The sequence below is a fragment of the Longimicrobium sp. genome (assembly GCF_036387355.1).
Taxonomy (GTDB): Bacteria; Gemmatimonadota; Gemmatimonadetes; order Longimicrobiales; family Longimicrobiaceae; genus Longimicrobium.
Genome location: NZ_DASVTX010000172.1, coordinates 1 through 19,444, shown reverse-complemented (window position 1 = coordinate 19,444; position 19,444 = coordinate 1). Strand labels below are relative to the sequence as shown.

18 protein-coding genes are annotated in these 19,444 nt (G+C 70.8%); 10 read left to right on the top strand and 8 right to left on the bottom strand.

What is annotated here, in order from left to right:
* Positions 1 to 585 precede the first annotated feature (585 nt).
* A complete protein-coding gene (locus tag VF665_RS07885) occupies positions 586 to 1,866 on the bottom strand; it encodes a pyridoxal phosphate-dependent aminotransferase (protein WP_331052865.1) in 1,281 nt (426 codons plus the stop codon).
* Positions 1,867 to 2,267: 401 nt separating this feature from the next.
* On the opposite strand from VF665_RS07885, the gene VF665_RS07880 reads away from it, so the two are divergent.
* Entirely contained in the window at positions 2,268 to 3,617 is a 1,350-nt protein-coding gene (locus VF665_RS07880) for a M20/M25/M40 family metallo-hydrolase (protein WP_331052864.1), read from the top strand.
* 47 nt (positions 3,618 to 3,664) lie between these two features.
* On the opposite strand, the gene VF665_RS07875 is transcribed toward VF665_RS07880, so the two are convergent.
* The 4 genes from VF665_RS07875 to VF665_RS07860 all read right to left on the bottom strand — a co-directional run bounded on the left by VF665_RS07875 (position 3,665) and on the right by VF665_RS07860 (position 6,644).
* On the bottom strand, positions 3,665 to 4,276 hold the full coding sequence (locus tag VF665_RS07875) for a DUF2239 family protein (protein ID WP_331052863.1): 612 nt from the start codon (positions 4,274 to 4,276) through the stop codon (positions 3,665 to 3,667).
* Positions 4,273 to 4,638 (bottom strand): GIY-YIG nuclease family protein, encoded by a 366-nt coding sequence (locus VF665_RS07870; protein WP_331052862.1) that lies wholly within the window; start codon positions 4,636 to 4,638, stop codon positions 4,273 to 4,275. The genes VF665_RS07875 and VF665_RS07870 overlap by 4 nt, the downstream gene beginning before the upstream one ends.
* Positions 4,639 to 4,822: 184 nt before the next feature.
* Positions 4,823 to 6,025 carry a hypothetical protein gene (locus VF665_RS07865; RefSeq protein ID WP_331052861.1) on the bottom strand — a complete coding sequence of 401 codons (1,203 nt, stop codon included), beginning with the start codon at positions 6,023 to 6,025 and terminating at the stop codon, positions 4,823 to 4,825.
* Positions 6,026 to 6,158: 133 nt separating this feature from the next.
* Complete coding sequence (locus tag VF665_RS07860) at positions 6,159 to 6,644, bottom strand: cupin domain-containing protein (RefSeq protein ID WP_331052860.1); 486 nt, start codon at positions 6,642 to 6,644, stop codon at positions 6,159 to 6,161.
* Positions 6,645 to 7,326: 682 nt separating this feature from the next.
* On the opposite strand from VF665_RS07860, the gene VF665_RS07855 reads away from it, so the two are divergent.
* The 5 genes from VF665_RS07855 to VF665_RS07835 all read left to right on the top strand — a co-directional run bounded on the left by VF665_RS07855 (position 7,327) and on the right by VF665_RS07835 (position 12,976).
* Positions 7,327 to 8,481, top strand: a complete 1,155-nt coding sequence (locus VF665_RS07855) for a glycosyltransferase family 4 protein (protein WP_331052859.1) — start codon at positions 7,327 to 7,329, stop codon at positions 8,479 to 8,481.
* A gap of 86 nt (positions 8,482 to 8,567) precedes the next feature.
* Entirely contained in the window at positions 8,568 to 9,407 is an 840-nt protein-coding gene (locus tag VF665_RS07850) for an FkbM family methyltransferase (RefSeq protein WP_331052858.1), read from the top strand.
* Positions 9,408 to 9,477: 70 nt separating this feature from the next.
* On the top strand, positions 9,478 to 10,659 hold the full coding sequence (locus VF665_RS07845) for a glycosyltransferase family 4 protein (RefSeq protein WP_331052857.1): 1,182 nt from the start codon (positions 9,478 to 9,480) through the stop codon (positions 10,657 to 10,659).
* Positions 10,656 to 11,843: a glycosyltransferase family 4 protein gene (locus VF665_RS07840; protein WP_331052856.1), complete on the top strand. Its 1,188-nt coding sequence runs from the start codon at positions 10,656 to 10,658 to the stop codon at positions 11,841 to 11,843. The genes VF665_RS07845 and VF665_RS07840 overlap by 4 nt, the downstream gene beginning before the upstream one ends.
* Entirely contained in the window at positions 11,840 to 12,976 is a 1,137-nt protein-coding gene (locus VF665_RS07835) for a glycosyltransferase family 4 protein (protein ID WP_331052855.1), read from the top strand. The genes VF665_RS07840 and VF665_RS07835 overlap by 4 nt, the downstream gene beginning before the upstream one ends.
* Positions 12,977 to 13,051: 75 nt before the next feature.
* On the opposite strand, the gene VF665_RS07830 is transcribed toward VF665_RS07835, so the two are convergent.
* The gene (locus VF665_RS07830; RefSeq protein ID WP_331052854.1) at positions 13,052 to 14,662 is read right to left on the bottom strand and encodes a patatin-like phospholipase family protein; all 1,611 of its coding nucleotides are present in this window, start codon (positions 14,660 to 14,662) and stop codon (positions 13,052 to 13,054) included.
* Between the two features lie 244 nt (positions 14,663 to 14,906).
* On the opposite strand from VF665_RS07830, the gene VF665_RS07825 reads away from it, so the two are divergent.
* The 3 genes from VF665_RS07825 (at position 14,907) to VF665_RS07815 (ending at position 17,350) form a co-directional block, all read left to right on the top strand.
* Positions 14,907 to 15,509, top strand: coding sequence for a class I SAM-dependent methyltransferase (locus VF665_RS07825; RefSeq protein WP_414678362.1), 603 nt, complete (start codon positions 14,907 to 14,909; stop codon positions 15,507 to 15,509).
* A gap of 209 nt (positions 15,510 to 15,718) precedes the next feature.
* Positions 15,719 to 16,561: a helix-turn-helix transcriptional regulator gene (locus VF665_RS07820; RefSeq protein WP_331052852.1), complete on the top strand. Its 843-nt coding sequence runs from the start codon at positions 15,719 to 15,721 to the stop codon at positions 16,559 to 16,561.
* A 114-nt stretch (positions 16,562 to 16,675) separates the two neighbouring features.
* Positions 16,676 to 17,350 (top strand): hypothetical protein, encoded by a 675-nt coding sequence (locus VF665_RS07815; RefSeq protein WP_331052851.1) that lies wholly within the window; start codon positions 16,676 to 16,678, stop codon positions 17,348 to 17,350.
* Positions 17,351 to 17,426: 76 nt separating this feature from the next.
* Here the strand turns inward: VF665_RS07815 and VF665_RS07810 are convergent, their stop codons facing one another.
* Both VF665_RS07810 and VF665_RS07805 read right to left on the bottom strand, forming a co-directional pair.
* Entirely contained in the window at positions 17,427 to 18,002 is a 576-nt protein-coding gene (locus VF665_RS07810) for a hypothetical protein (protein WP_331052850.1), read from the bottom strand.
* A gap of 117 nt (positions 18,003 to 18,119) precedes the next feature.
* Positions 18,120 to 18,668: a hypothetical protein gene (locus tag VF665_RS07805; RefSeq protein ID WP_331052849.1), complete on the bottom strand. Its 549-nt coding sequence runs from the start codon at positions 18,666 to 18,668 to the stop codon at positions 18,120 to 18,122.
* A 103-nt stretch (positions 18,669 to 18,771) separates the two neighbouring features.
* On the opposite strand from VF665_RS07805, the gene VF665_RS07800 reads away from it, so the two are divergent.
* Positions 18,772 to 19,056, top strand: coding sequence for a hypothetical protein (locus VF665_RS07800; RefSeq protein ID WP_331052848.1), 285 nt, complete (start codon positions 18,772 to 18,774; stop codon positions 19,054 to 19,056).
* Positions 19,057 to 19,444: the final 388 nt, after the last annotated feature.

Here is a 19,444-nt window from a genome sequence, read left to right as displayed (position 1 = left end):
TCCCACGAACAGATGTGGGAGAGGGAGCACACCCCAGGTCCGGTGCGGTCCGGCCACGTGAGGCGCATGCGGAGAAGCCCCCTTTCGCCGGCCCGATCCGCGCTGTCGCGAGAGAAAGGGAGGCCTCAGCGCGAGGGTAAGGTCCGGGAAGGGAAGCGGGCTTCGGCTCGCGGCCCCTCCACCAGCCCCTCCCCGTGCAAACCCCGCACGGAGAGGGGAGCACTGGGTACGGGCAGCGGAGTCCGGCTCGGGAAAAAACCCTCCCCCAGTCTGTTTTGGGGGAGGGTGGGCGAGTAGTGCGAGCCCGGGTGGGGGCCGCCGTGGAGCCCGCGAAGCGCACGGAGCCTTGCCCCGCGTGCAGTTGAAGCCCCGATTGTGGACGCGTCAGCGGCCATGAGTCGGGGCTTACCGCTGTTGGAGCGGCGGATTCATCCGCTCAGGCCCGTCGCGGCGCCGGATTCCGCCAGCGCTTCCAACCATCCGCCCCATGCAAGTGAAGTCTCCCCGTCTGTTTGGGGAGACTTTCCGTTGTTGTTGCGGCGAATTCATTCGCGCCGCGCTCGAAGACTGCGCACGCCGCCCCATCTACCGCGCCCGCTTCACCATCTCCACAATGCGGCGCACGCCCTCCGCCACGGCGTCCTCCTCGGGCCCGAAGCTGAAGCGGGCGTAGGTGCGAAAGCGCGACGGCCGGCCGCTGCGGCGCTTTCCGGGGTTGATGTCGAAGAACTCGCCCGGCACACAGATCACCTTTTCATCCAGCGCCGCCTGCAGAAAGTCCATCCCGTCCGCCAGCGGCTCGGGAAGCCCCGCCAGGTCCGCCCACACGTAGAACGTCCCCTCCGGCTCCACGTCCAGCCGCATTCCCGCCTCGCGCAGCCCATCCACCATGATGCGCCGCTTGCGCAGAAAGGCGCCCCGGATGGCCGCCGTCTCCGCGCGCACCGCGGCGGGATCCAGCAGGGGGATGGCCGCGCGCTGCAGCGGCCGGCTTCCGCCGCCGTCCAGGAACGATCCGCTGCTGGTGACCGCCTCGATCACCGAACGCGGGCCCACCACCCACGTCGTCCGCCAGCCGGGGTAGCGCCAGTTCTTGGTCAGCCCGTCAAAGATGACCACCGGGTCCTCGTCCACGTCGTTCACGTACCTCGCGGCGGACACCAGCCCGTCCTCCTCCGCCGTGGCGGACCAGGCATAGTGCGAGTAGAACTCGTCCATCAGCAGCGTGCACTCCAGCCGCCGCGCCGCCTCTACCCACGACGCCAGCTCCAGCCCGCGGATCGTTCGGCCCGTGGGGTTGGACGGGTTGGAAAGGAGCACGGCGGACAGGCCGCGGCCCAGGATCTCGCGCTCCAGCTTGCCCATGTCGAACCGGTAGCCGTCCGTTCCCTCCAGCAGGATGGGAATGGCGGTGAACGGGCGAAAGATGGTGAGCAGCTCCTCGTACGCCGTGTAGTCGGGAAGAAAGTGGCCCAGGTTGATCTCGCCCAGCGCGGCCACGGTGCGGGTAAGCCCCAGCCGCCCGCCGCCGCAGATGCACACGTTGTCGGCCGTGTACTGCGATTCCTTTCCCCGCCGGTACAGGTGGTTGTACAGGTCGGCCACCGCGCTGCGCAGCTCGGGAATTCCCGCCACCGGCGCGTATTCCTGGTCCGCGGGGCTGATGGGCGCCGTCAGCACACGCTCCGGCGATCCGGGGAGCGGCCCCGTTTCCGGCATCCCCTGGCCCAGGTTGCACCAGTCCGGGTGCCCGTACGCGTAGCCGCGGCGGCTGGCCTCGGCCATCACGTAGATCACGCCGGTAAAGGGCACGGCGCGAAAGCCGGGGACGTTGGGCGGGGTGACAGCGATGCGTCTGCGTTCCATCGGGCCGGACCGGGGGTGAAATGCCTGTGGCGGGCGCGGTTCGCGCCAGAGTGGTTCCGGCAGGCAATCAGCGGTCCACTGCGGCGGGGGAGAGTGCGGGACGGCAGGACGAAAGTACGAGAGTACGAAAGTACGAAAGTACGAGAGTGTGCATGGCCGAGCCTCGTGCGCGTCCGACGGTGTGGCCCTCACCCGGCTCGCTAAAGCTCGCCACCCTCTCCCACGAACAGATGTGGGAGAGGGGGCACACGGCAACTGCGTTGTGGCGGTCGAGCAAACTCGGCAAGAGCGGCGCCGATCCGGCTGGCGGACGCGGAGAAACCGAACCCCTGCGGCGCCGGGGGCACGGCGTTAGCTTGGCCGCGCATCACCGTTCATCCACCGACGCCCGATCCGCACCCATGCCGCAGACGCCCGACGCCGCGCCCACCTCCCCGGACGAGTTCCGGAACCTTGCCCGCGATATCCTGGGCGAGCTGGTCGAGATCGACACCACGGACCGCGACGGCGACGTGACGATCGCCGCCCGGGCGGTCGCGCGGCGGCTGCAGGAGGCCGGGTTTCCGGAAGAGGACCTGACGCTCGCCGGTCCCCATCCGCGCAAGATGAACCTGGTGGCGCGGATGCGCGGCACGGGCGCGCGCGGGCCGTTGCTGCTGCTCGCCCACCTGGACGTCGTGGACGCCGATCCCGCGGAGTGGACCACGCCGCCGTTCACGCTGGTGGAGCAGGACGGCTTCTTCTACGGCCGCGGCACCACCGACCAGAAGGCGATGTCCTCCATCTGGACGGCAACGCTGATCCGTCTGCGGCGGGAAGGGTACGTGCCCGACCGCGACCTCATCGTCGTGCTCACGGCGGACGAGGAGGGCGGGGAGCACAACGGCGCGCGCTGGCTCACGCAGAACCGCCGCGACCTGGTGGACGCGGCCATGGGGATCAACGAGGGCGGGTTCGGGCGCATCAAGAACGGGCGGCGCATCAGCAACAACCTGCAGGCGAGCGAAAAGGTTTACCTGGACCTGGAACTGGAGGCGCGCGGCACCGCCGGACACAGCTCGCTCCCCACGCAGGACAACGCCATCTACCACCTGGCCGCGGCGCTGCAGCGCGTGGCGGCGTACCGCTTTCCCGTGCAGATGGGCGAGGTGGCGCGGGCGTTCTTTGCGCGGATGTCGGGCATCGAGAGCGGCCCCATGGCGGATGACATGCGCGCGCTGCTGGCGGATTCCGGGAATGCGGAGGCGGCGGACCGGCTGTGCGCGGTTCCGCAGTACAACGGGATGATGCGGACCACGTGGGCCGCCACGCGGGTGGATGCGGGGCAGTCCAACAACACGATTCCGCAGTCCGCGCGGGCGCTGGTGAACTGCCGCCTGCTCCCCGGCGTGACGGCGGAGGAGGTGGAGCGGACCATGCGCGAGGTGGTGGCCGACGAGCGGGTCACCGTCCGCCAGGCGACGGCCAGCAAGCCCAGCCCGCCCTCGCCGCTCACTCCGGAGGTGATGACGGCGGTGGAGACGCTGACGGAGGAGATGTGGCCCGGCGTTCCCGTGGTCCCCGTGATGGGAATCGGCGCGACGGACAGCCTGTACTTCCGCCAGGCGGGGATCCCGATGTACGGCGTGTCGGGGATCTTTCTGGACGTGGACGACGTGCGCGCGCACGCCCCCGACGAGCGCATCTCCACGCAATCCTACTACGAGGGCCAGGAGTTCCTGTATCGCCTGGTCCGCGCGCTTTCGTCGTAAAGGCTCTGCAGCCCGTCACCGTCAGTTTCCAACGGAGTGCACCGAGGTCACGGATTGTCGCGCGGAAACGCGAGGGTGAGAGCGTGGTCGCGCACGTCCGCGGGCCATGCCGTCATCTGCGACGCGAAGCGCTCGCGGTCGCCGGCGAACAGGGCGCGCGAGGCCTCCTCGAACCCCGCCAGGTCGCCGGCAATGGCGGACAGGAAGTGGTAGGCCGCCGTCTGCGCGGCGCGGCGGCGGTCCGCGTCGGCGTGGGTGCGGCGGGCCTCCTCCACCAGCTTGCGCAACGCGACGGAGGCGCCGCCGGGCTGGGCGGAAAGCCATTCCCAGTGCCGGGGCAGCAGCGTGACCTCGCGCGCCACCACGCCCAGGCTGGGCCGCCCGCGCCGGCGCACGCGCGGCGCCGCATCCGCGGACGGCTCCGGATTGGCGGGCGGCGCGGGCGCGGCATTCCGCTCCGCGAGACGCGCGGCCACCTGCTCCGGCGTGCCGCGCGTGTCCACGTCCACCACGCGCCCCGTCGCATCGTCAAAGACCAGCAGCGGCCCGGCGGTGTCCTGCTCCGCATCCTTTGCCGCCAGCGCCGCATCCAGCAGCGACCCCCCGCCGATCCGCCGCGTGCCGGCGAAGGCCGTGTACCGGCGCTCCGCCGCGCTCACGCGCGCTGCGCGGGACGGGGCGTGTATCCGCGCGGGGCGAACGCATCCAGCCGCTCGCGCCACATCGCCTCCAGCACCTCCAGGTCCGCGGCCGGATCGTAGCCCGGCTGGTCCTCCGGCGGGGTGAGCGTGTCCAGCACCTCGAAGACGAACGCGTCCGGTCCCATCGCGTTCCAGTCCGCCTGCAGCTCACGGTTGCGGTGCCCGGCAAAGCGCAGCTGCGACCGCTCGCGGTTCAGCGACGCGGGCAGGTCTACGCTGCGCGCCACCAGGGACCGGTCCGTCCGGGTGTTGTGCACGCGGTACACGCCCATGGGCCGCGCCGCTTCCTTGTATGCCCTCACCATCTCGCGCTTGTTCATCGCCCTGCTCCGGTGGATGGATCGAATTCCGTCGTCGAGATGAATATTATCCGGGTATAATATATCCGTCAATATGGTCCGGGTATAAATCCCTCCGGAGACGAAAACGGAGGCCACGGCATACGCCTCCGTGACCTCCGCGCTCCTCGGTGAGAAGCGGCCGTTCAGCAGCTCCTGATCACACTCATTCCGTCGCGGACTCGGCCGCGGGCATGGACGCGTAGAAATCGTCGCGGATGCGGCCCATGTACTGGTGCAGCAGCTGCGTGACGCGCTCCGCGCTCTGCGACGCGACGATGAGCCCCACGTGGTGGCGCTTGGTCATGCGCCACACGATCTCCGGGTCCTGGTACGCCGACGTGTCCGGCCACTCCTGCCGCGCGAGGGAGACCAGGAGCCCGGCGTGGTCGCTCCGCGGCTCGGGGGGCGCGTAGTTCTGGCCGCGCACGTCGGCCACCTCCAGCCGCGCCCACTCGCGCCACAGGTTGATGCCGGTGGCGGCTTCCGTCATTTCCACGATGTTGGCGCCGCCCACGCGCGCCGCCGTCTCCAGAAAGTAGAAGCGGCCGTCCGCGTCGCCCCGGATGAACTCGGTGTGCAGCGCGCCGCGCACCATCCCCAGCGCCCGCAGCACCTGGCCGTCCAGCTCCCGCAGCGCGCGCGCCTCGTCGGAGTCGCGGGGCAGGGTGCGCGTACAGAACAGCCCGCCGCCGTGGTACACCTCGAAGGGGGGCGTCATGTAGGCGTTCGCCTCGCTGAAGACGATCTCCCGGTTCCACGCCAGCGAGTCCACGTGATACACGGAGCCGGGAATGAAGCGCTCCAGCACGTGGAACGACCGCTTGTCGCCCAGTTCCTCGATGGTGCGCCACACCTGCTCCGGGTCGCTCAGCTTCTTGATGCCGATGGCGGACGCGGAGAGCCGCGGCTTGAGCACCCAGGGGGCGGGCACCGTCTCCAGGAAGTGGCGGATGGGCTCGTGGTGCAGCACGGGGACGAAGTCGGGCACCAGGATGCCCGCTTCCCGCGCCACCATCCGCATCGCCAGCTTGTCGCGGTAGTGGCGAACCGTCGTTTCGCCCATCCCCGGAATGCGCAGGTGCTCGCGCAGCGCCGACGCCATCTCCAGGTCGAACTCGTCCAGCGGAACGATGCGGTCGATGCGCTCCGTGCGCGCCAGGTAGCTGATGCCGTGGATCACGTCCTCGCGCCGGAACAGGTCCGGCATGTAGAACACTTCGTCGATGGACTCGCGCGGCCAGTCTTCATCCCGCAGCTTTTCGACGGTGATGAGCAGGACGCGGCACCCCTGCCGCCGGCACTCGCGGAGAAACTCTGCGCCCTTGAAGTAGCTGGTGAGGCAGAGGATGGTCACGGGCTGGTTCACGGCGGCACGGGGCAGAGGATGGATGGACGAGCGCACCGGGGAGCGCACGGGCCGGCACAGCGTAGCGCGCCTCGCATTGAGGTACAAGGACGGCGAGCAAGACGCGCACCGTCCGTTCCGTTCGGCCCCGCGCTCAGCGGCCGGGCGCCGGGTGCGGATGGCTGTCGAAGCGCGCGCCCAGTTCGGCGATGCAGGCCGGGTCCGCCAGCGCCCACGACGGCGTATCGCGAATCATCTCCGCAAGTTCGCGGAAGTACTCGTCCATGCCGCCCGGGGAGACGTGCAGCAGGAACCGGCAGGGCTCGTCGGCCGGATTGCTGAAGCTGTGCGGCACGCCCGGCGGCACTACGAGCAGCGACCCGGCGCCGAGCGCCTGCTGCGCGCCGTCCTGCTCTACCACGAGCACGCCGTCCAGCACGTAGAACCACTCGGTGGTGAGCGCGTGGCAGTGCGGCGGCGGCCCGGCGAAGCGGGGCGGGGCGGTGTATTCCAGCAGCGAAAACGCGCCGTTCGTCTCGTCCGCGGCGGCGAGCACGCGGATGCGGATGTTCATCAGCTCGATGGTGGGCGCGTCTTCGGAGGCGCGGGCCAGCAGCGCGGGCATTTCGGTAATCGGCATGGGTCGGTCCGTGTTCAGGGTCTTTCTCCATCCAGGGATGAAGGTAAACCCCGGCCGGATTCCCCGGCCTCCGTCAACCTACCCATTTGTGTGAGGGGCGGAGTTCAGGGCGCTTCCACCCGGGTTGGCGTGACTCACCCACCCTCCCCCCAAACGGCCTGCGGGAGGTTTGGTCCGGGTGGGAGATCCGGCGCGGATGCCAGGGTCCGTGCAGCGGCCGGCGGGGCTGAGCAACTGAAGTCGCCGCAACAACGGCGGAAGTCGCCCCGAACAGACGGGGAGACTTCACCTGCACGCGGGGGAAAGGGCGGCGCCGGCCCCGGTTCCTGGCGCCGCGGAGGGCGCCGCTGAGCGACTGAAGTCGCCGCAACAACGGCTGAAAGCCTCACGGTACTGCTGTGAGGCTGCACGGTGCGGGTGATGGTTCGGTGCCGGAAGCCGGCCTCGCGCTGAGGTCTCCTTCCTCGAATGCCCGTTCGCGAACAGGTCACCGCCTCCCGCGCCGAGGCAGCCGACGCAGTCCGCGAAGGCGGACTTCGCGCCGTTGTTGCCGCGGTTTCAACCGCCCGGGCCCCGGGCCCGGCGGACGCGCGCACGATCTGTTCCCTATTCCCTATTCCCTATTCCCTATTCCCTGACGTTCCCTATTCCCTATTCCCTGTCCCCGCACGATCTTCCCCGCATGCCGCTGCGCACCCTCTTCATCAACTCGGGAATCCTGGGGCACGCGTCGGTGGCGCGGCTGATCCGCGAGGCCGCCGCGCGCGACCCGTCCATCCAGGCCGAGCACCTGGACCTGAGCGCGGACCTCACCCCGCGCGACCGCGCCATCCGCGCGGCCATGTGCGCGGGGCCGGCGCCCGGGTCGGCCGCAGGCGCGCTCACGGGTGCGCGCCTGCGGCACGAGCTGCACGCGGGCGTGCTGGCGGCGCGCCGCATCCGTGCACGCGAGGTGGCGGGTGGCGCGTGGGATGTGCTGCACTTCCACACGCAGGCCGCGGCGTACGCCAGCCTTTCGCGGATGCGCCGCACGCCGTCGGTGGTGTCCATCGACATCACGCAGCGGCTGGCGAGCGCGGAGGCACCCGCCGGCCTGGCGCGGCTGGACTACGCGGCGAATGCCGTGCTGGACCGCGCCGTATTCCGCGCGGCGGCGGCGGTGATCGCCACGTCGCGCTGGGCCGCGGACGACGTGATCCGTGCGCAGCCGTCGCTCAAAGACCGCGTGCACGTGATGCCGTATCCCGTTCCGCTGGAGGGCTTTGACGCGGAATGGATCACGGAGCGCGCCGCGCGCCCGGCCATCGAGCCTGTGCGCGTTCTGTTCATGGGCGGCGACTGGGTGCGCAAGGGCGGGCCGCAGCTTCTGGAGGCGTGGCGCGCGGGCGGGTTCGCGGAGCACGCCGTGCTGGACGTCGTCACCAACTTTCCCGGCGTCTCCGCGCTGGACGCGGGCGGCCTGCGGGTGCATCGCGGGATCGCGGCGTACACGCCGGAGTGGTTTGCGCGGTGGCGGAACGCGGATGTGTTCGTGATGCCCACCCGCGGCGAGGCGTTCGGGATGGTGTACCAGGAGGCCGCCGCCGCCGGGCTCCCCGCCATCGGCACGCGCATCAACGCCATCCCGGAGCTGGTGCAGCACGCGTCCACCGGGCTGCTCGTGGATCCGCACGATCCGGCCGCGCTGGTGCAGGCGCTCGACCGGCTGATCGGCGACGCGGCGCTGCGCACGCGGCTGGGAACGGCGGCGCGCGCCCGCATGGAACGGCTCGGCTCCATGCAGACGTACGCGGACCGCCTCTCCGCCCTCCTGCACGCCGCCGCCAAGCCGTCATAAGACTTGCGGACGGTGGCGAGTGGACTGCGGCGACGCATGCGGGCCCCACTTTCCTACTCACGTACCTTCGTACTTTCGTACTCTTCATGAACGACATCGACACCGCGGAATCCAGCGCATACCGGCGCCGCTCGCCCCTGGAGGCGGTCGGGGCGGCGCTGGCGCGGTGGATTCCCCAGAGCGGCCCGCGGCGCTGGCTGCGCTCCGCCTATCACGCGGCACTCGGCGGCGGGCGCGGCGTGGCGTCCACGCTCCCCGGCGGCGAGACGGTGCGTGTGCTGCCGGAGTACCGCTTCGTGACGTGGAACGCGGTGGAGTACGACGCCTTTCGCGCCGCCGCGCGCCCAGGTGGCGTGGCGCTGGACGTGGGGGCCAACGCCGGAGCGTACGCGCTGCTGTTCGGGCAGTGGATGCGGCCCGGCGGGCGCGTGTTCGCCTTTGAGCCGTCCCCCGCGGCGTTCGACGGATTGAGCCGCCACGTGGCGCTGAACGGCCTGACGGACACGGTAACTCCCGTGCGCGCAGCCGCTTCCGACCACGCGGGATCGGCGGCGCTGATTGGCGCGGGGCACCACGGCACCAGCCGCCTGGCCGCCGCGGGGGAGCGCGGGACGGAAACGGTGGAAACGGTGACCATCGACTCCTTCTGCGCCACGCACGGCATCACGCCGACGGTGATCAAGATCGACGTGGAAGGCTTCGAACTGGAGGTGCTTCGCGGCGCCCGCGACACCATCGCGCGGATGAGCGACCCCCTCGCGCTTTTCGTGGAGATGCATCCCACGGTGTGGCGCGAGCGCGGCCTTCCCGTGGAGGCGCTGCACGAGGAACTGCGGCTCCAGGGCCTCCGCGCCGAGCCCCTGCGCCCCGTTCCCGACGCGTGGGCGCTGGAAGGCGAGTGCCTGCGCCTGGTGCGCGCCTCGTGAGGCAGGGCGCCGTCCGTGGCGGGAACCGGATGAGCGGTTTCGGCGGAACCGCGGTCCGCGGGCAGGGCTGATGCGGATTCTGTTCGCCAACGACGGCATCGGCGACGCGGGCGGCGTGCAGAACTACCTGGGCGCGGTGATGCCCGCGCTCGCCGCGCGCGGGCATGTAGTCGCGCTGCTGCACCTGGACCGCCTGCGCCCCGGCGAGCCCTCGCCCGCGCCCGCGGGAACGCCACACTTCTGCATCGACGAGCTGGGGACGGATGCCGCACTCGCCGCGGCGCTCGCGTGGAAGCCGTCGCTCGCCTTCATCCACAACATGCGGCCGCTGGAGGTTGACGCGCGGCTGTCGGAATCCGTGCCGGTCGTAAAGATGATGCACGGGTACTTCGGCACGTGCGTCAGCGGCCAGAAGGCGCACCTGTGGCCCCGTCCCGTACCGTGCAGCCGGCCGCTGGGCGTGGGGTGCCTGGCGCACTACGGCCCGCGCCGCTGCGGGCAGCTTCGGCCCGGCTATGTCGCGAAACAGTGGGGCTGGGCACACGAGCAGAACGACCTGTTCGCCCGGTACACGGCCATGGTCACGCCGAGCCGGGCGCTGCGCGAGGAGTACGTCCGCAACGGCGCCCGTCCGGACCGCGTGCACGCCATCCCGCTCTTTCCCACCCTCAGCGGCGAGCCGGTGGACGCGCCCGATGGGTTCCGCCTCCTGTTCCTGGGGCGGATGACGGCCATCAAGGGCGGGGACGTGCTGATCCGCGCGGTGGCGGATGCCGGGTTTCGTGCTGGCATCCGCATCCCGCTCACGATGGCGGGCGACGGGCCGCAGCGCGCGGCGTGGGAACGGCTTGCCACCGCGCGCGACGTGGACGCGACGTTCACGGGATGGGTGGCGGATGACGCGCGGTCGGAGCTTTTCCGGCGGGCATCGCTGGTGGCGGTGCCCAGCGTGTGGCCGGAACCGTTCGGGCTGGTGGGATTGGAAGCGGGCGTTTTCGGCGTGCCGTCGCTGGCGTTCGACGTGGGCGGGGTCAGCGACTGGCTCGCGGATGGCGGGAACGGTTTTCTGGTGGATGGTGACCCACCCACGGCGGAGAAGCTGGCCGACGCCCTGGTGCACGCCGTCCAGCACCCGGACGAACTCCGGCGGTTGCGTGCCGGTGCGCGCGCAGTCGCCCTGCGGATGTCGCTGGACCGCCACGTTTCCGTGCTCGAAGGCGTGCTCTCCCGCGCGGCGGAGGCGCCCGCGTGAGCCGCTGGCACCTGATCACGGGCGAGTATCCGCCCGGCGGTGGCGGAATCGGTGACTACACGCGCCTGCTCGCCCTCGCCCTGGCCGAGCGCGGCGAAGAGGTCGACGTCTGGACCTCCGCGTCCCCGCCGGGCGGCCTGCAGCAGACGCGGCTGGCGGAAAAGGAACCGCAGGACGGTGCCCCGGACGAGCCGCGGGTGCACCGGGCCGGCGCGCTGCACGGCGCGGGGCTGCGGGCGCTTTCGGCCGGACTGGACGCGGCGGCGGCGCCCCGGCGGCTCCTGATCCAGTATGCACCGCAGGCGGTGGGAATGCGCGGGCTGAACGTGGCGTTCTGCGCGTGGGCCCTCGCCCGCCGCCGCGCCGGCGACGACGTGCGCGTGATGTTTCACGAGCCGTTCTTTCCGTTCGGATGGCAGCGGCCCCAGCGCAACCTGCTCGCGGCCGTCAACCGGGGGATGGCCGGCCTGCTGCTCCGCGCCAGCACGCGTGCGTACGTGTCCACCTCCGCGTGGACCGGGCTGCTGCGCCCGCTCGCCCCGCGCGACGTGCCGATCACGACGCTCCCGATTCCATCCACCATCCCGTTCGTCGACCAGCGCGCGGAAGTCAGCCGCGTCCGCGCGCGGCTGCTGGCGGGAAGGGGGGGGCCGCTGCTCGTCCACTTCGGCACGTACGGCGAGATGATCACGCCGCTGCTCATCCCCGTGCTGCGCGAGGCGGTCCGCCGGCATCCGGACGCCCGCATCCTGCTGCTCGGGCGCGGCGGGCCGGCGTTCGCGGACCGCCTGCGCGCCCCCGGCCAATCCTCTCCCGACACCGTGGTGACTCTGGGAGAACTGGATGCGGAGCAGATTTCCATCCACCTGCAGGCCGCCGACGCCGCGCTGCAGCCCTATCCCGACGGCGCCGACACCCGCCGGACGACGCTGATGGCCTGTGTCGTCAACGGAGTGCCCACGGTGACCAACGACGGGCGCTTCACGGACGCGGAGTGGCGGGAAGGGCCTGTGCGGCTCGCGCAGGCGGCCCAGCCGGAAGAGATGGCGGGCGAGGCGCTGGACCGGGTTCTCGCTGAGGACCGCGACGAGCTCGGCGGGCGGACGCGGGCGTGGTACCAGGCCCGGTTCTCCATGCCCCGCACCGTAGAAACGCTGCTGGCGGATGGGGACGGGGCGCCGTGAAGATCCTGCTGGTCGGCGACTATCCGGCGGACCCGCGGCTGGGGTCGGCCAAGGTTTACTTCAAGCTGCGCGAGGAGTTCGCCGCGCTGGGGCACCACTGCGATCTGGTGATGGCGCCGGAGATCGGCGACGAGCCGCGCAACTGGCGCGTGCGGCAGACCGTCTCCGCGTGGCTCACGGATGCGGCCATCCGCCGCGCATTCCACCAGCGCGGCCCGTACGACGTGGTGGACGTGGCGAGCGGGGAAGGGTGGCGGTTCGCGCTGCGCCGGCACCTGTCGCGCCGCCCGGGGCCGGCGGTGGTCAGCCGGTCGCACGGGCTGGAGCACCTGAACTACGCCCGCACTGTCGCCGACGCCGCGGACGGCCTCATCGCCAAGCCGTGGACGCGCCGCCTCTACTATCCCACCGTGCGCCTGCCGCAGGTGGCCGCCGCCGCGCGGCTCGCGGACGCGCTGATCGTGCTGAATCCCGGCGACCGCGACTTTGCCGTCGCGCACGGATGGAAGCCGCCAGCGCGCGTGCACATCGTTCCGCACGGCGTCTCCGCGCGCTTTCTGGACGAGGCCCCGGAGCCGGAAGCGCCGCGCGGGGCGGGCGTGCTGTTCTGCGGGTCGTGGGACGCGGTCAAGGGCGCGCCGTACCTGGCCCGCGCCTGGGGGCTGCTGGCGGACGCGGGCGACGCGCCGCCGCTCACGGTGCTCGGCCCCGGGGTGCCGGAGGAGGCCGTACTCGCATCCTTTCCGCCACAGGCGCGCCCGTCCGTACGCGTGATCCCGCGCGCGGGCGAAGACGAGGTGATGCGGCAGTATCGCCGGCACGACCTGCTGGTGATGCCGTCCACATACGAGGGGTTCGGGATGGTAACGGTGGAGGCCATGAGCCAGCGGCTCCCCGTCGTCGCCACCCCCGTAGGCTGCGCGCCGATGCTCATCCGCGACGGCGAGAACGGCATCATCGTGCCGCCGCGCGACCCGGAGGCGATCGCCGCCGCCGTCCGCCGCCTCGCCGGCGATCCCGCCCTGCGCCGTGACCTGGGCGACCGCGCCGCGGAATCCGTTTGCCGCCTCACGTGGCGCGCCACGGCGGAGCAGACGCTGGCCATCTACCACTCCGTCCTCCAACGCCGCTGAACGCGCCGGGGATCGGAAAAAACGAAAAGCCGGACCGACGGGGTCCGGCTTTCCGCGAATCCGCTCCGGCGACCGCTACACCGTCGCGGTGACGCCGATGGCGGCGGGGACGGGCCGCGCGGTGGCGGCAACCGGTCCGTTGTACTCCATCCACATCCCGCGCAGGCGCTCGAACAGCGCGTTCAGCGGGGTGCCGGGAAAGTCGTATCCCGGGCGGTCTTCCACGATGTGCCTGAGCAGGATGAAGCACGCCGTCGCCTGGCCCGCGCGGTCCAGCGGCTCGAACCGCACGTGCTGGTCGAACCACAGCGTCGTCCCCATCGCCGACACCGTGTCCGACAGCGTGACCAACTCCGCCGATGGCTTGAGCCAGGGGTGCGCGGCAAACAGCTTGGGAACGTCCTCGCCCAGGCTGTAGATCAGGTTCGCCATCCGCCGGCCCTTGTACTTCTCATCCTGGTACACGCCCTTGTACACCAGGCTGCGCACCCGCTTCATGAAGATGGACGAGGTCAGGGCGAGCAGCGAACCCACGCGCAGCGTCACCATCTCCTGCACTTCGGGCACGGTGAGGCGGCGGACCGCCCCCCACACGTCGACGTTCAACTCCTTTTCGGCGAGTGCCTCTCCCGTCCGCAACCGGCGGCGCAGCCAGACCAGTGCCGTCACCACGCCGGCGGAAAGCAGGCCGGGGAAGAGGTACACGAAGGCCTCCGTCCACCTCCACGTCCCGTCACGAAGCGCACGGACCGCGTCCATCCCCAGCAGGACCGCCGACACCAGCGCGAGCAGCAGCAGAACCCAGCCCAGCCGCGAGACCCACTCCAGCGTCAGGTATCCCCGGCTGTGCGAGGGCGGCGGAACGTTGTAGATGTCCTTCTGCTTTGCGGCGACGTCCGAGATCAACAGCGTTTCGGCCTCGGAGCGCTTGAGGGCGAGGACCAGCGCGTCGATGCCCTGGTTGTCGTAGATGCCGCCGTCCATCAGCGGCAGGCCGGACTTGTACGAGGGGCCCAGCTCGCGCAGCGCGTCCGCCAGCGGAAACTCCGCCGGCCACGCAAAGTGCTGCGGAAACACGATCGGCTCAAACCCGCCCGGAAAGCACGACGACGCGGCCGCGATGTCCGCCAGCCGCAGGTGCTCCGCCACGCGGCGCGGTACGCGGTAGTTGCCGTTGCCGATGCGCGCCAGCGGGCTTTCCGCCGCCCGAAAGCGAAAGTCCACGCCGGTGTGGAACTCCGTGGAGTTGAAGATGATCTGCCGCAGCGGCAGCCCCCGCGCGTGCAGCACCTCGCCAAAGCGCCGCCCGTTCAGCAGGTCCGGCCGGTCGTACACCTCCGCCGCGCCGCGAATGAGGCTGGGCCACGAATTCCGCATGCCGGACCGCCGTTGCGCCAGCCCGTCCAGCGCCAGGGCGATCACGTTGGTGCGCTGCATCCATCCCGAGAAACGCGTATGGAAGTCGGGAAAGGATTCGCCATCGAGCTGGCTCACCACCCAGCTCATTCCCACCAGCGTGCCACCCGACACGGTGGAAAGGCCCACAACGTCCTCCAGCAGCCCCGCCCGGTGCAGAAGCTTGAGCATGCCCAGGTGAAAGGCGGCGGCGCGGTACCCGCCGCCGGAAAGCGAGATGGCGAGCGGACCCAGCGGACCCGGCGTGCGGGGTGCGGCGGACTCGGTCATGGCGGGGCGGGGCGGAGGGGGAGCGGCTTGCGGAAGCGGGGAGGGTGACGGCACCATGATCGTGCGCGGCGGGCGCCGCGTCAAGGATCTACAAGGGGAAAAGTGTGCGCGTACCGGCGGATTCGGAGTGTGGGAAAAACGGGGTTCTGGTGCTGGCGCACAACAAGTCTCAGATTTGCATCACGCCCGTGCAGCAGGCTCCGCGCCCCGGAGCACGATCGGGCCCTGTTCCCCAACCCGGAGGATGAATCGAGTGCAGAAGACGTCGGGCTCGCGCCGCGGCCAACTCGCGCTGTTCGCGCGCAACTTTCTGAAGCATCCGCGCATGCTGGGCAGCGTCATCCCCAGCTCGCGCTTTACGATTGAAGGCCTGCTCAAGCACGTGGACTGGAACCGCGCCCGCGTGGTGGTGGAGTACGGCCCCGGCGTGGGCACCTTTACGCATCACGTGCTCAAGCGGATGCGGCCCGACGCCACGCTGATCGTCATCGAGATGAACGACGACTTCGTGAAGTACCTGCGCGAGACCATCCCCGACCCGCGGCTGCACGTGGTGCACGGCTCCGCGGCGGACGTGGACGCCGAGCTGCGCCGGCTGGGGCACGACCGGATGGACTACGCCATCTCCGGCATTCCCTTCAGCACCATGCCGCCGGAAGTGCGCGCCGAGATCCTGCAGAAGACCAACGCCGTGCTCAACCCCGGCGGCGCGTTCCTGGTGTACCAGTTCGCCCCGTCCATCGGCGGGCACCTGGAAAAGTTCTTCGGCAAGGTGGAGCGCAGCTTCGAGCCGCTCAACATCCTCCCCGCGCACCTGTTCGTCGCGCGCCCGCGGGCCGTCGCCTGACGCACGCCCGCCCGGCAGAAGGCCCGCCCCGGCACCATGCCGTGGCGGGCCTTCTCGTTTGGCGCCCCGGGTGGACATCCGCTCGGCCCCGCGCTCTGCGCACTCGTTGCGCCGCACCCCCTTCCGCCCATTGCCCGTCACGCAGCTTTCCCGACATACTTCGGGAAATGTTCGGGATCAGTGCGGCCATCATGAGGGGGATCGGGAGGATGACGGACATCGTGGCGCTGCCGCCTTGCGCGGCGGCGGTGGACCGCCTTCACCGGGCGGTGCAGATGGAGCAGGCGGCGGGCGTGCGGCACCGCCTGCACCTGCTTGCGGGCTGGGGCGAGCTTTTGGGGTCCTCGCAGTGGGCGGGCGGCGGGATCGCCTTTCTGAACCCGTACGCGGACGGGCGCCTGGCTGTGGACGAACTGCGCACGGTGCAGGCGCGGTTCCCCGCGCTGGCGCTGGTGGCCTACGGCGACTTCGCCGGGCGGCCCGCGGAGGAGCCGTTCCGGCTGGCCGGGCTGGGCGTGCGCGCGGTGCTGGCCGTGAACGCGGGCGACGATCCCGCCGCGCTGCGCCGCTGCCTGTACGATCACGTGAACTGGAACGCCGTGGACGAGATGATGGCGCGCCTGGCCCCCGTGCTGCGCCCCGCCGTGCACGGATGGCTGGAGCGCGTGCTGCGCGCGCCCTCCCCGCCGCGGCACGTAGAGGCGGCGGCGGCCCTGGCGCGCTGCAGCCCGCGCACGCTCGCCCGCCTGCTGGCGGATGCCGGCCTCCCCCCGCCCGCGGAGCTCCTGGCCTGGCGGCGGGTGCTGCACGCGGCGCGGCTCATGGACGACGAGGAGCGCAGCGCCGACAGCGTGGCGCGGGCGCTGGAGTTCAGCAGCGGTTCCGCCCTGCGCCGCACCGTGCTGCGGCTTACGGGGCTGCGCCCGTCGGAACTGGTGGCTGGCGGCGGGCTGCGGCTGGCGTGCGCCCTTTTTCTGCGCCGCTGCGGGGTGGCCGAGGGGGAGGACGCGGCGGCTTCAACCCGTGGCGGATCGGGGGCGTCGGATGGCTGAATCGGATACGGTCTGATACCGGGGAGCGGCGCAGATTCGTTGTCGAAGGGCGGCCACCCCCGGCCTCCTTCCTCGGACAACCGGTCCGGAGCAATTCCCCCGATGGAGGACAGCATGGCGAACAGTTACCAGATCCGCATCAACATCGCCCAGGACAGCGTGATCGCGCTGGAAGACGAGAGCTACAGCCTCTACGCCTTCAAGGCGGTCAAGAGCAAGGAGAAGGGCGGCAGGCCCACGGTGTGGTTCCAGACCGGCGACTTCGGGCTGATCACCAAGGTGAAGTGGACGGAGCAGTTCCAGGCGTTCACCTCGCGCGACGACATCCAGCCCAACGTGGAGATCGACGCCGACAACCCGTACCTGATCGACCTGGGCCAGACGCTCAAGGTGCAGCACACCACCGGCGTGGGCGTGGTGGAGGACGGCGGAACGGCCGGCGCGGTGGGCATCGCCAACGGCACGGCGCAGCCCATGACCTGCGGCCTGGCGCAGCAGAACGGCGAAGAGTTCACGCCGCTGGCGGCCTTCCCGCTGAACGGCAACCACACCAACGTGATCGCCCCCATCGAGAAGGTGCTGCTGATGTTCGCCACCGAGCAGGTGAGGACGTCCACCGTGATCGAGAAGGCGTTCAGCTCCGGCGTGCTGGTGGACCTCACCGGCGTCAGCAGCCGCGTGCTGAACTACGACATCAACAAGGGCTGGAGCTGGGACGAGGACGCGGCCTGGGCGCAGCAGCTCCCGGCCAACGTGGACCTGGTGCCCATCATGATCGAAACGATGTAACGCGCCTCGGGCCGCAAACACGAACGCCCGCTCCGGCTTCCGGAGCGGGCGTTCGGATTTCCGCAGAAGCCGCGGTTCACCGGCCCGCGAGCGTGCGGACGAGAAGGTCCACGGCCGCGTCCACCCGGGTGCGCATGCGTGCGTTGGGCAGATACTGGCTCCCCGCCCACACGGTCGCGCCGGGGAGGGCGTAGAAGTACAGCCGCCCCTCGTACGGCGTCCCCATCTCGTCCACCTCCGCGGTCAGGCGGCGCGCCGCGATCCACGGGCCGGCGGTGGCGGAAAGCGTGCTGTCCGCGGTGATCCGGAACCCCTCGTAACGCCCCGCCTCAATCGCCTGGGGAATGGTTTCCTTGAAGCGGGCCAGGGCGCCGGACACCCGTTCCGCGCCACAGCCGGAGTCGCACGGCGCCGCGTCTTCCGCGTGCAGGTCCACGAAGACTATCTCGTCTTCCGCGTCGGTGAACACCAGGCGCAGCCGCGGCCGGCCGTCTTCCTCATCCTGCTTCTGGTCCGCGAGGCGGAACCGGCCGAGCGCCTGGGGGATGGACAGGCCTCGCCATTCCGTCACCCGCGGCGTGGCGGGCTGGGCAGGGAGCGGCGCGGCGGCCAGGAGCAGCGCCAGGGCGGGGAGGAGGATGCGGAGCTTCATGCCGTGCGTTCTCGGTCGATGGTCGGGGGTGCCGCGATTCGGCTCAACCATGACGCGAAAGGGCGCGGCGCTCCATGGATCGACCGGCCGAGGACGGGACGGACCGCGGCCGGCGCGTCAGCCCGCCGATGTCAGGAAGCGGGGGTCCAGAAGGGCGAGCCTGCGGATCCAGCGGCGCGCGATCCACAGGGGAATGATGCCGAACACGCCGAAGGAGCAGTCGACAAGCCGCCACCAGAAGGGGATTTCGCGGATGGATCCGGCGATGAGCGCCAGCGGCACCACGCCCACGCACGCCATCATCCCCCACGCGACCACCCACTCGTTGCGCACGGGGTCGCGCAACGGGCCGATGAAGAGGAGCGCGATCACCAGGTGCGCAAAGGCCAGCCAGTCCGTGCCGTACGCCAGGAACGGGTAGGCGCGGTTGGTCTGCACCACGCCCTCCTGCACGGTCAGCAGCCAGCGGAGCAGAAGACCGTGCGACTCCGGCGCGTCGCCCGGGGCGGCGCCCAGCAGGCGGGTGAGCCAGGTGATCTCCGTCTGGATGGGGAACGCCGTCACCCCGCTCAGCACCAGGCCGATGATGAAGATCCACAACAGGATGCGAATGCGGCGGCGCAGGGTGTGCGCCTCGGCGCGGTGATGCGGGTCGCTGGCGTGCATGGGATGGATGAAAGGGATTCGGGCGCTCGCGGGCCGCGATCTTGCCCGGATGCGGGGTCATCCGGAGGATGCACACCGCTGGCGGGAGAGGAGAGGAGAGGCGATGTCGCGCGCGTTCGTGAAGGAGGATTCCGGCTTCGTGCCGCCCGGCCACTTCGGGCTGCCGCCCCGGGACGATCCCGGCTTTGATGCGGCCGCCGCGCGCGCCCTGCTGCAGGCGGCGCGCGACGCCGACACGCCCGCTGCGGAATCCGCCACCGGCTACCGCTGGGGCGAGCCGCGCCTGCACCGCCACGTCCGCCGCCTTCTGCACGAAGCGGAGGCGCTCCCGGAAGCCGAGCAGGACACCCGCTACATCCGCGTTGCCCGCCGCTTCCTGGCGCCCTGAGGCGCCGGGTGAGGAGCGGGATTGCCATCCTGAGGATAACAAGCATCTGCGCTGTAACTAGTTAGGAGCACAAAAACCTGTCATCCTGAGCGGAGCGCTGCGCCGAACCCTTAGCGGCACCGAACTGTCGCGCGGAGTCGAAGGATCTACTTGCCGCCGAGCCAGGGTCGCGACGCGCACGCCCGTTCTCGAAGGCATAGCAGATCCTTCGCCGGCGCCGGAGTGCCGTGACGATGCAAGTGCCTCCGGCGCCTCCTCAGGATGGACAAGCCCTTGTCCGGCAGACGCTCAGGAGCACAAAAACCTGTCATCCTGAGCGGAGCGCTGCGCCGGACCTCCCGCCGCACCGAACTGTGGCGCGGAGTCGAAGGATCTACTTGCCGCCGAG

Bases quoted from the DNA above. Each gene is read 5' to 3' on its own strand.
- VF665_RS07820 (WP_331052852.1), top strand. From the start codon at position 15,719: ATGACGGACATCGTGGCGCTGCCGCCTTGCGCGGCGGCGGTGGACCGC.
- VF665_RS07800 (WP_331052848.1), top strand. From the start codon at position 18,772: ATGTCGCGCGCGTTCGTGAAGGAGGATTCCGGCTTCGTGCCGCCCGGC.
- VF665_RS07850 (WP_331052858.1), top strand. From the start codon at position 8,568: ATGAACGACATCGACACCGCGGAATCCAGCGCATACCGGCGCCGCTCG.
- VF665_RS07810 (WP_331052850.1), bottom strand. From the start codon at position 18,002: ATGAAGCTCCGCATCCTCCTCCCCGCCCTGGCGCTGCTCCTGGCCGCC.
- VF665_RS07815 (WP_331052851.1), top strand. From the start codon at position 16,676: ATGGCGAACAGTTACCAGATCCGCATCAACATCGCCCAGGACAGCGTG.
- VF665_RS07885 (WP_331052865.1), bottom strand. From the start codon at position 1,866: ATGGAACGCAGACGCATCGCTGTCACCCCGCCCAACGTCCCCGGCTTT.
- VF665_RS07830 (WP_331052854.1), bottom strand. From the start codon at position 14,662: ATGACCGAGTCCGCCGCACCCCGCACGCCGGGTCCGCTGGGTCCGCTC.
- VF665_RS07880 (WP_331052864.1), top strand. From the start codon at position 2,268: ATGCCGCAGACGCCCGACGCCGCGCCCACCTCCCCGGACGAGTTCCGG.
- VF665_RS07805 (WP_331052849.1), bottom strand. From the start codon at position 18,668: ATGCACGCCAGCGACCCGCATCACCGCGCCGAGGCGCACACCCTGCGC.
- VF665_RS07845 (WP_331052857.1), top strand. From the start codon at position 9,478: ATGCGGATTCTGTTCGCCAACGACGGCATCGGCGACGCGGGCGGCGTG.
- VF665_RS07825 (WP_414678362.1), top strand. From the start codon at position 14,907: ATGAATCGAGTGCAGAAGACGTCGGGCTCGCGCCGCGGCCAACTCGCG.
- VF665_RS07870 (WP_331052862.1), bottom strand. From the start codon at position 4,638: ATGAACAAGCGCGAGATGGTGAGGGCATACAAGGAAGCGGCGCGGCCC.
- VF665_RS07860 (WP_331052860.1), bottom strand. From the start codon at position 6,644: ATGCCGATTACCGAAATGCCCGCGCTGCTGGCCCGCGCCTCCGAAGAC.
- VF665_RS07855 (WP_331052859.1), top strand. From the start codon at position 7,327: ATGCCGCTGCGCACCCTCTTCATCAACTCGGGAATCCTGGGGCACGCG.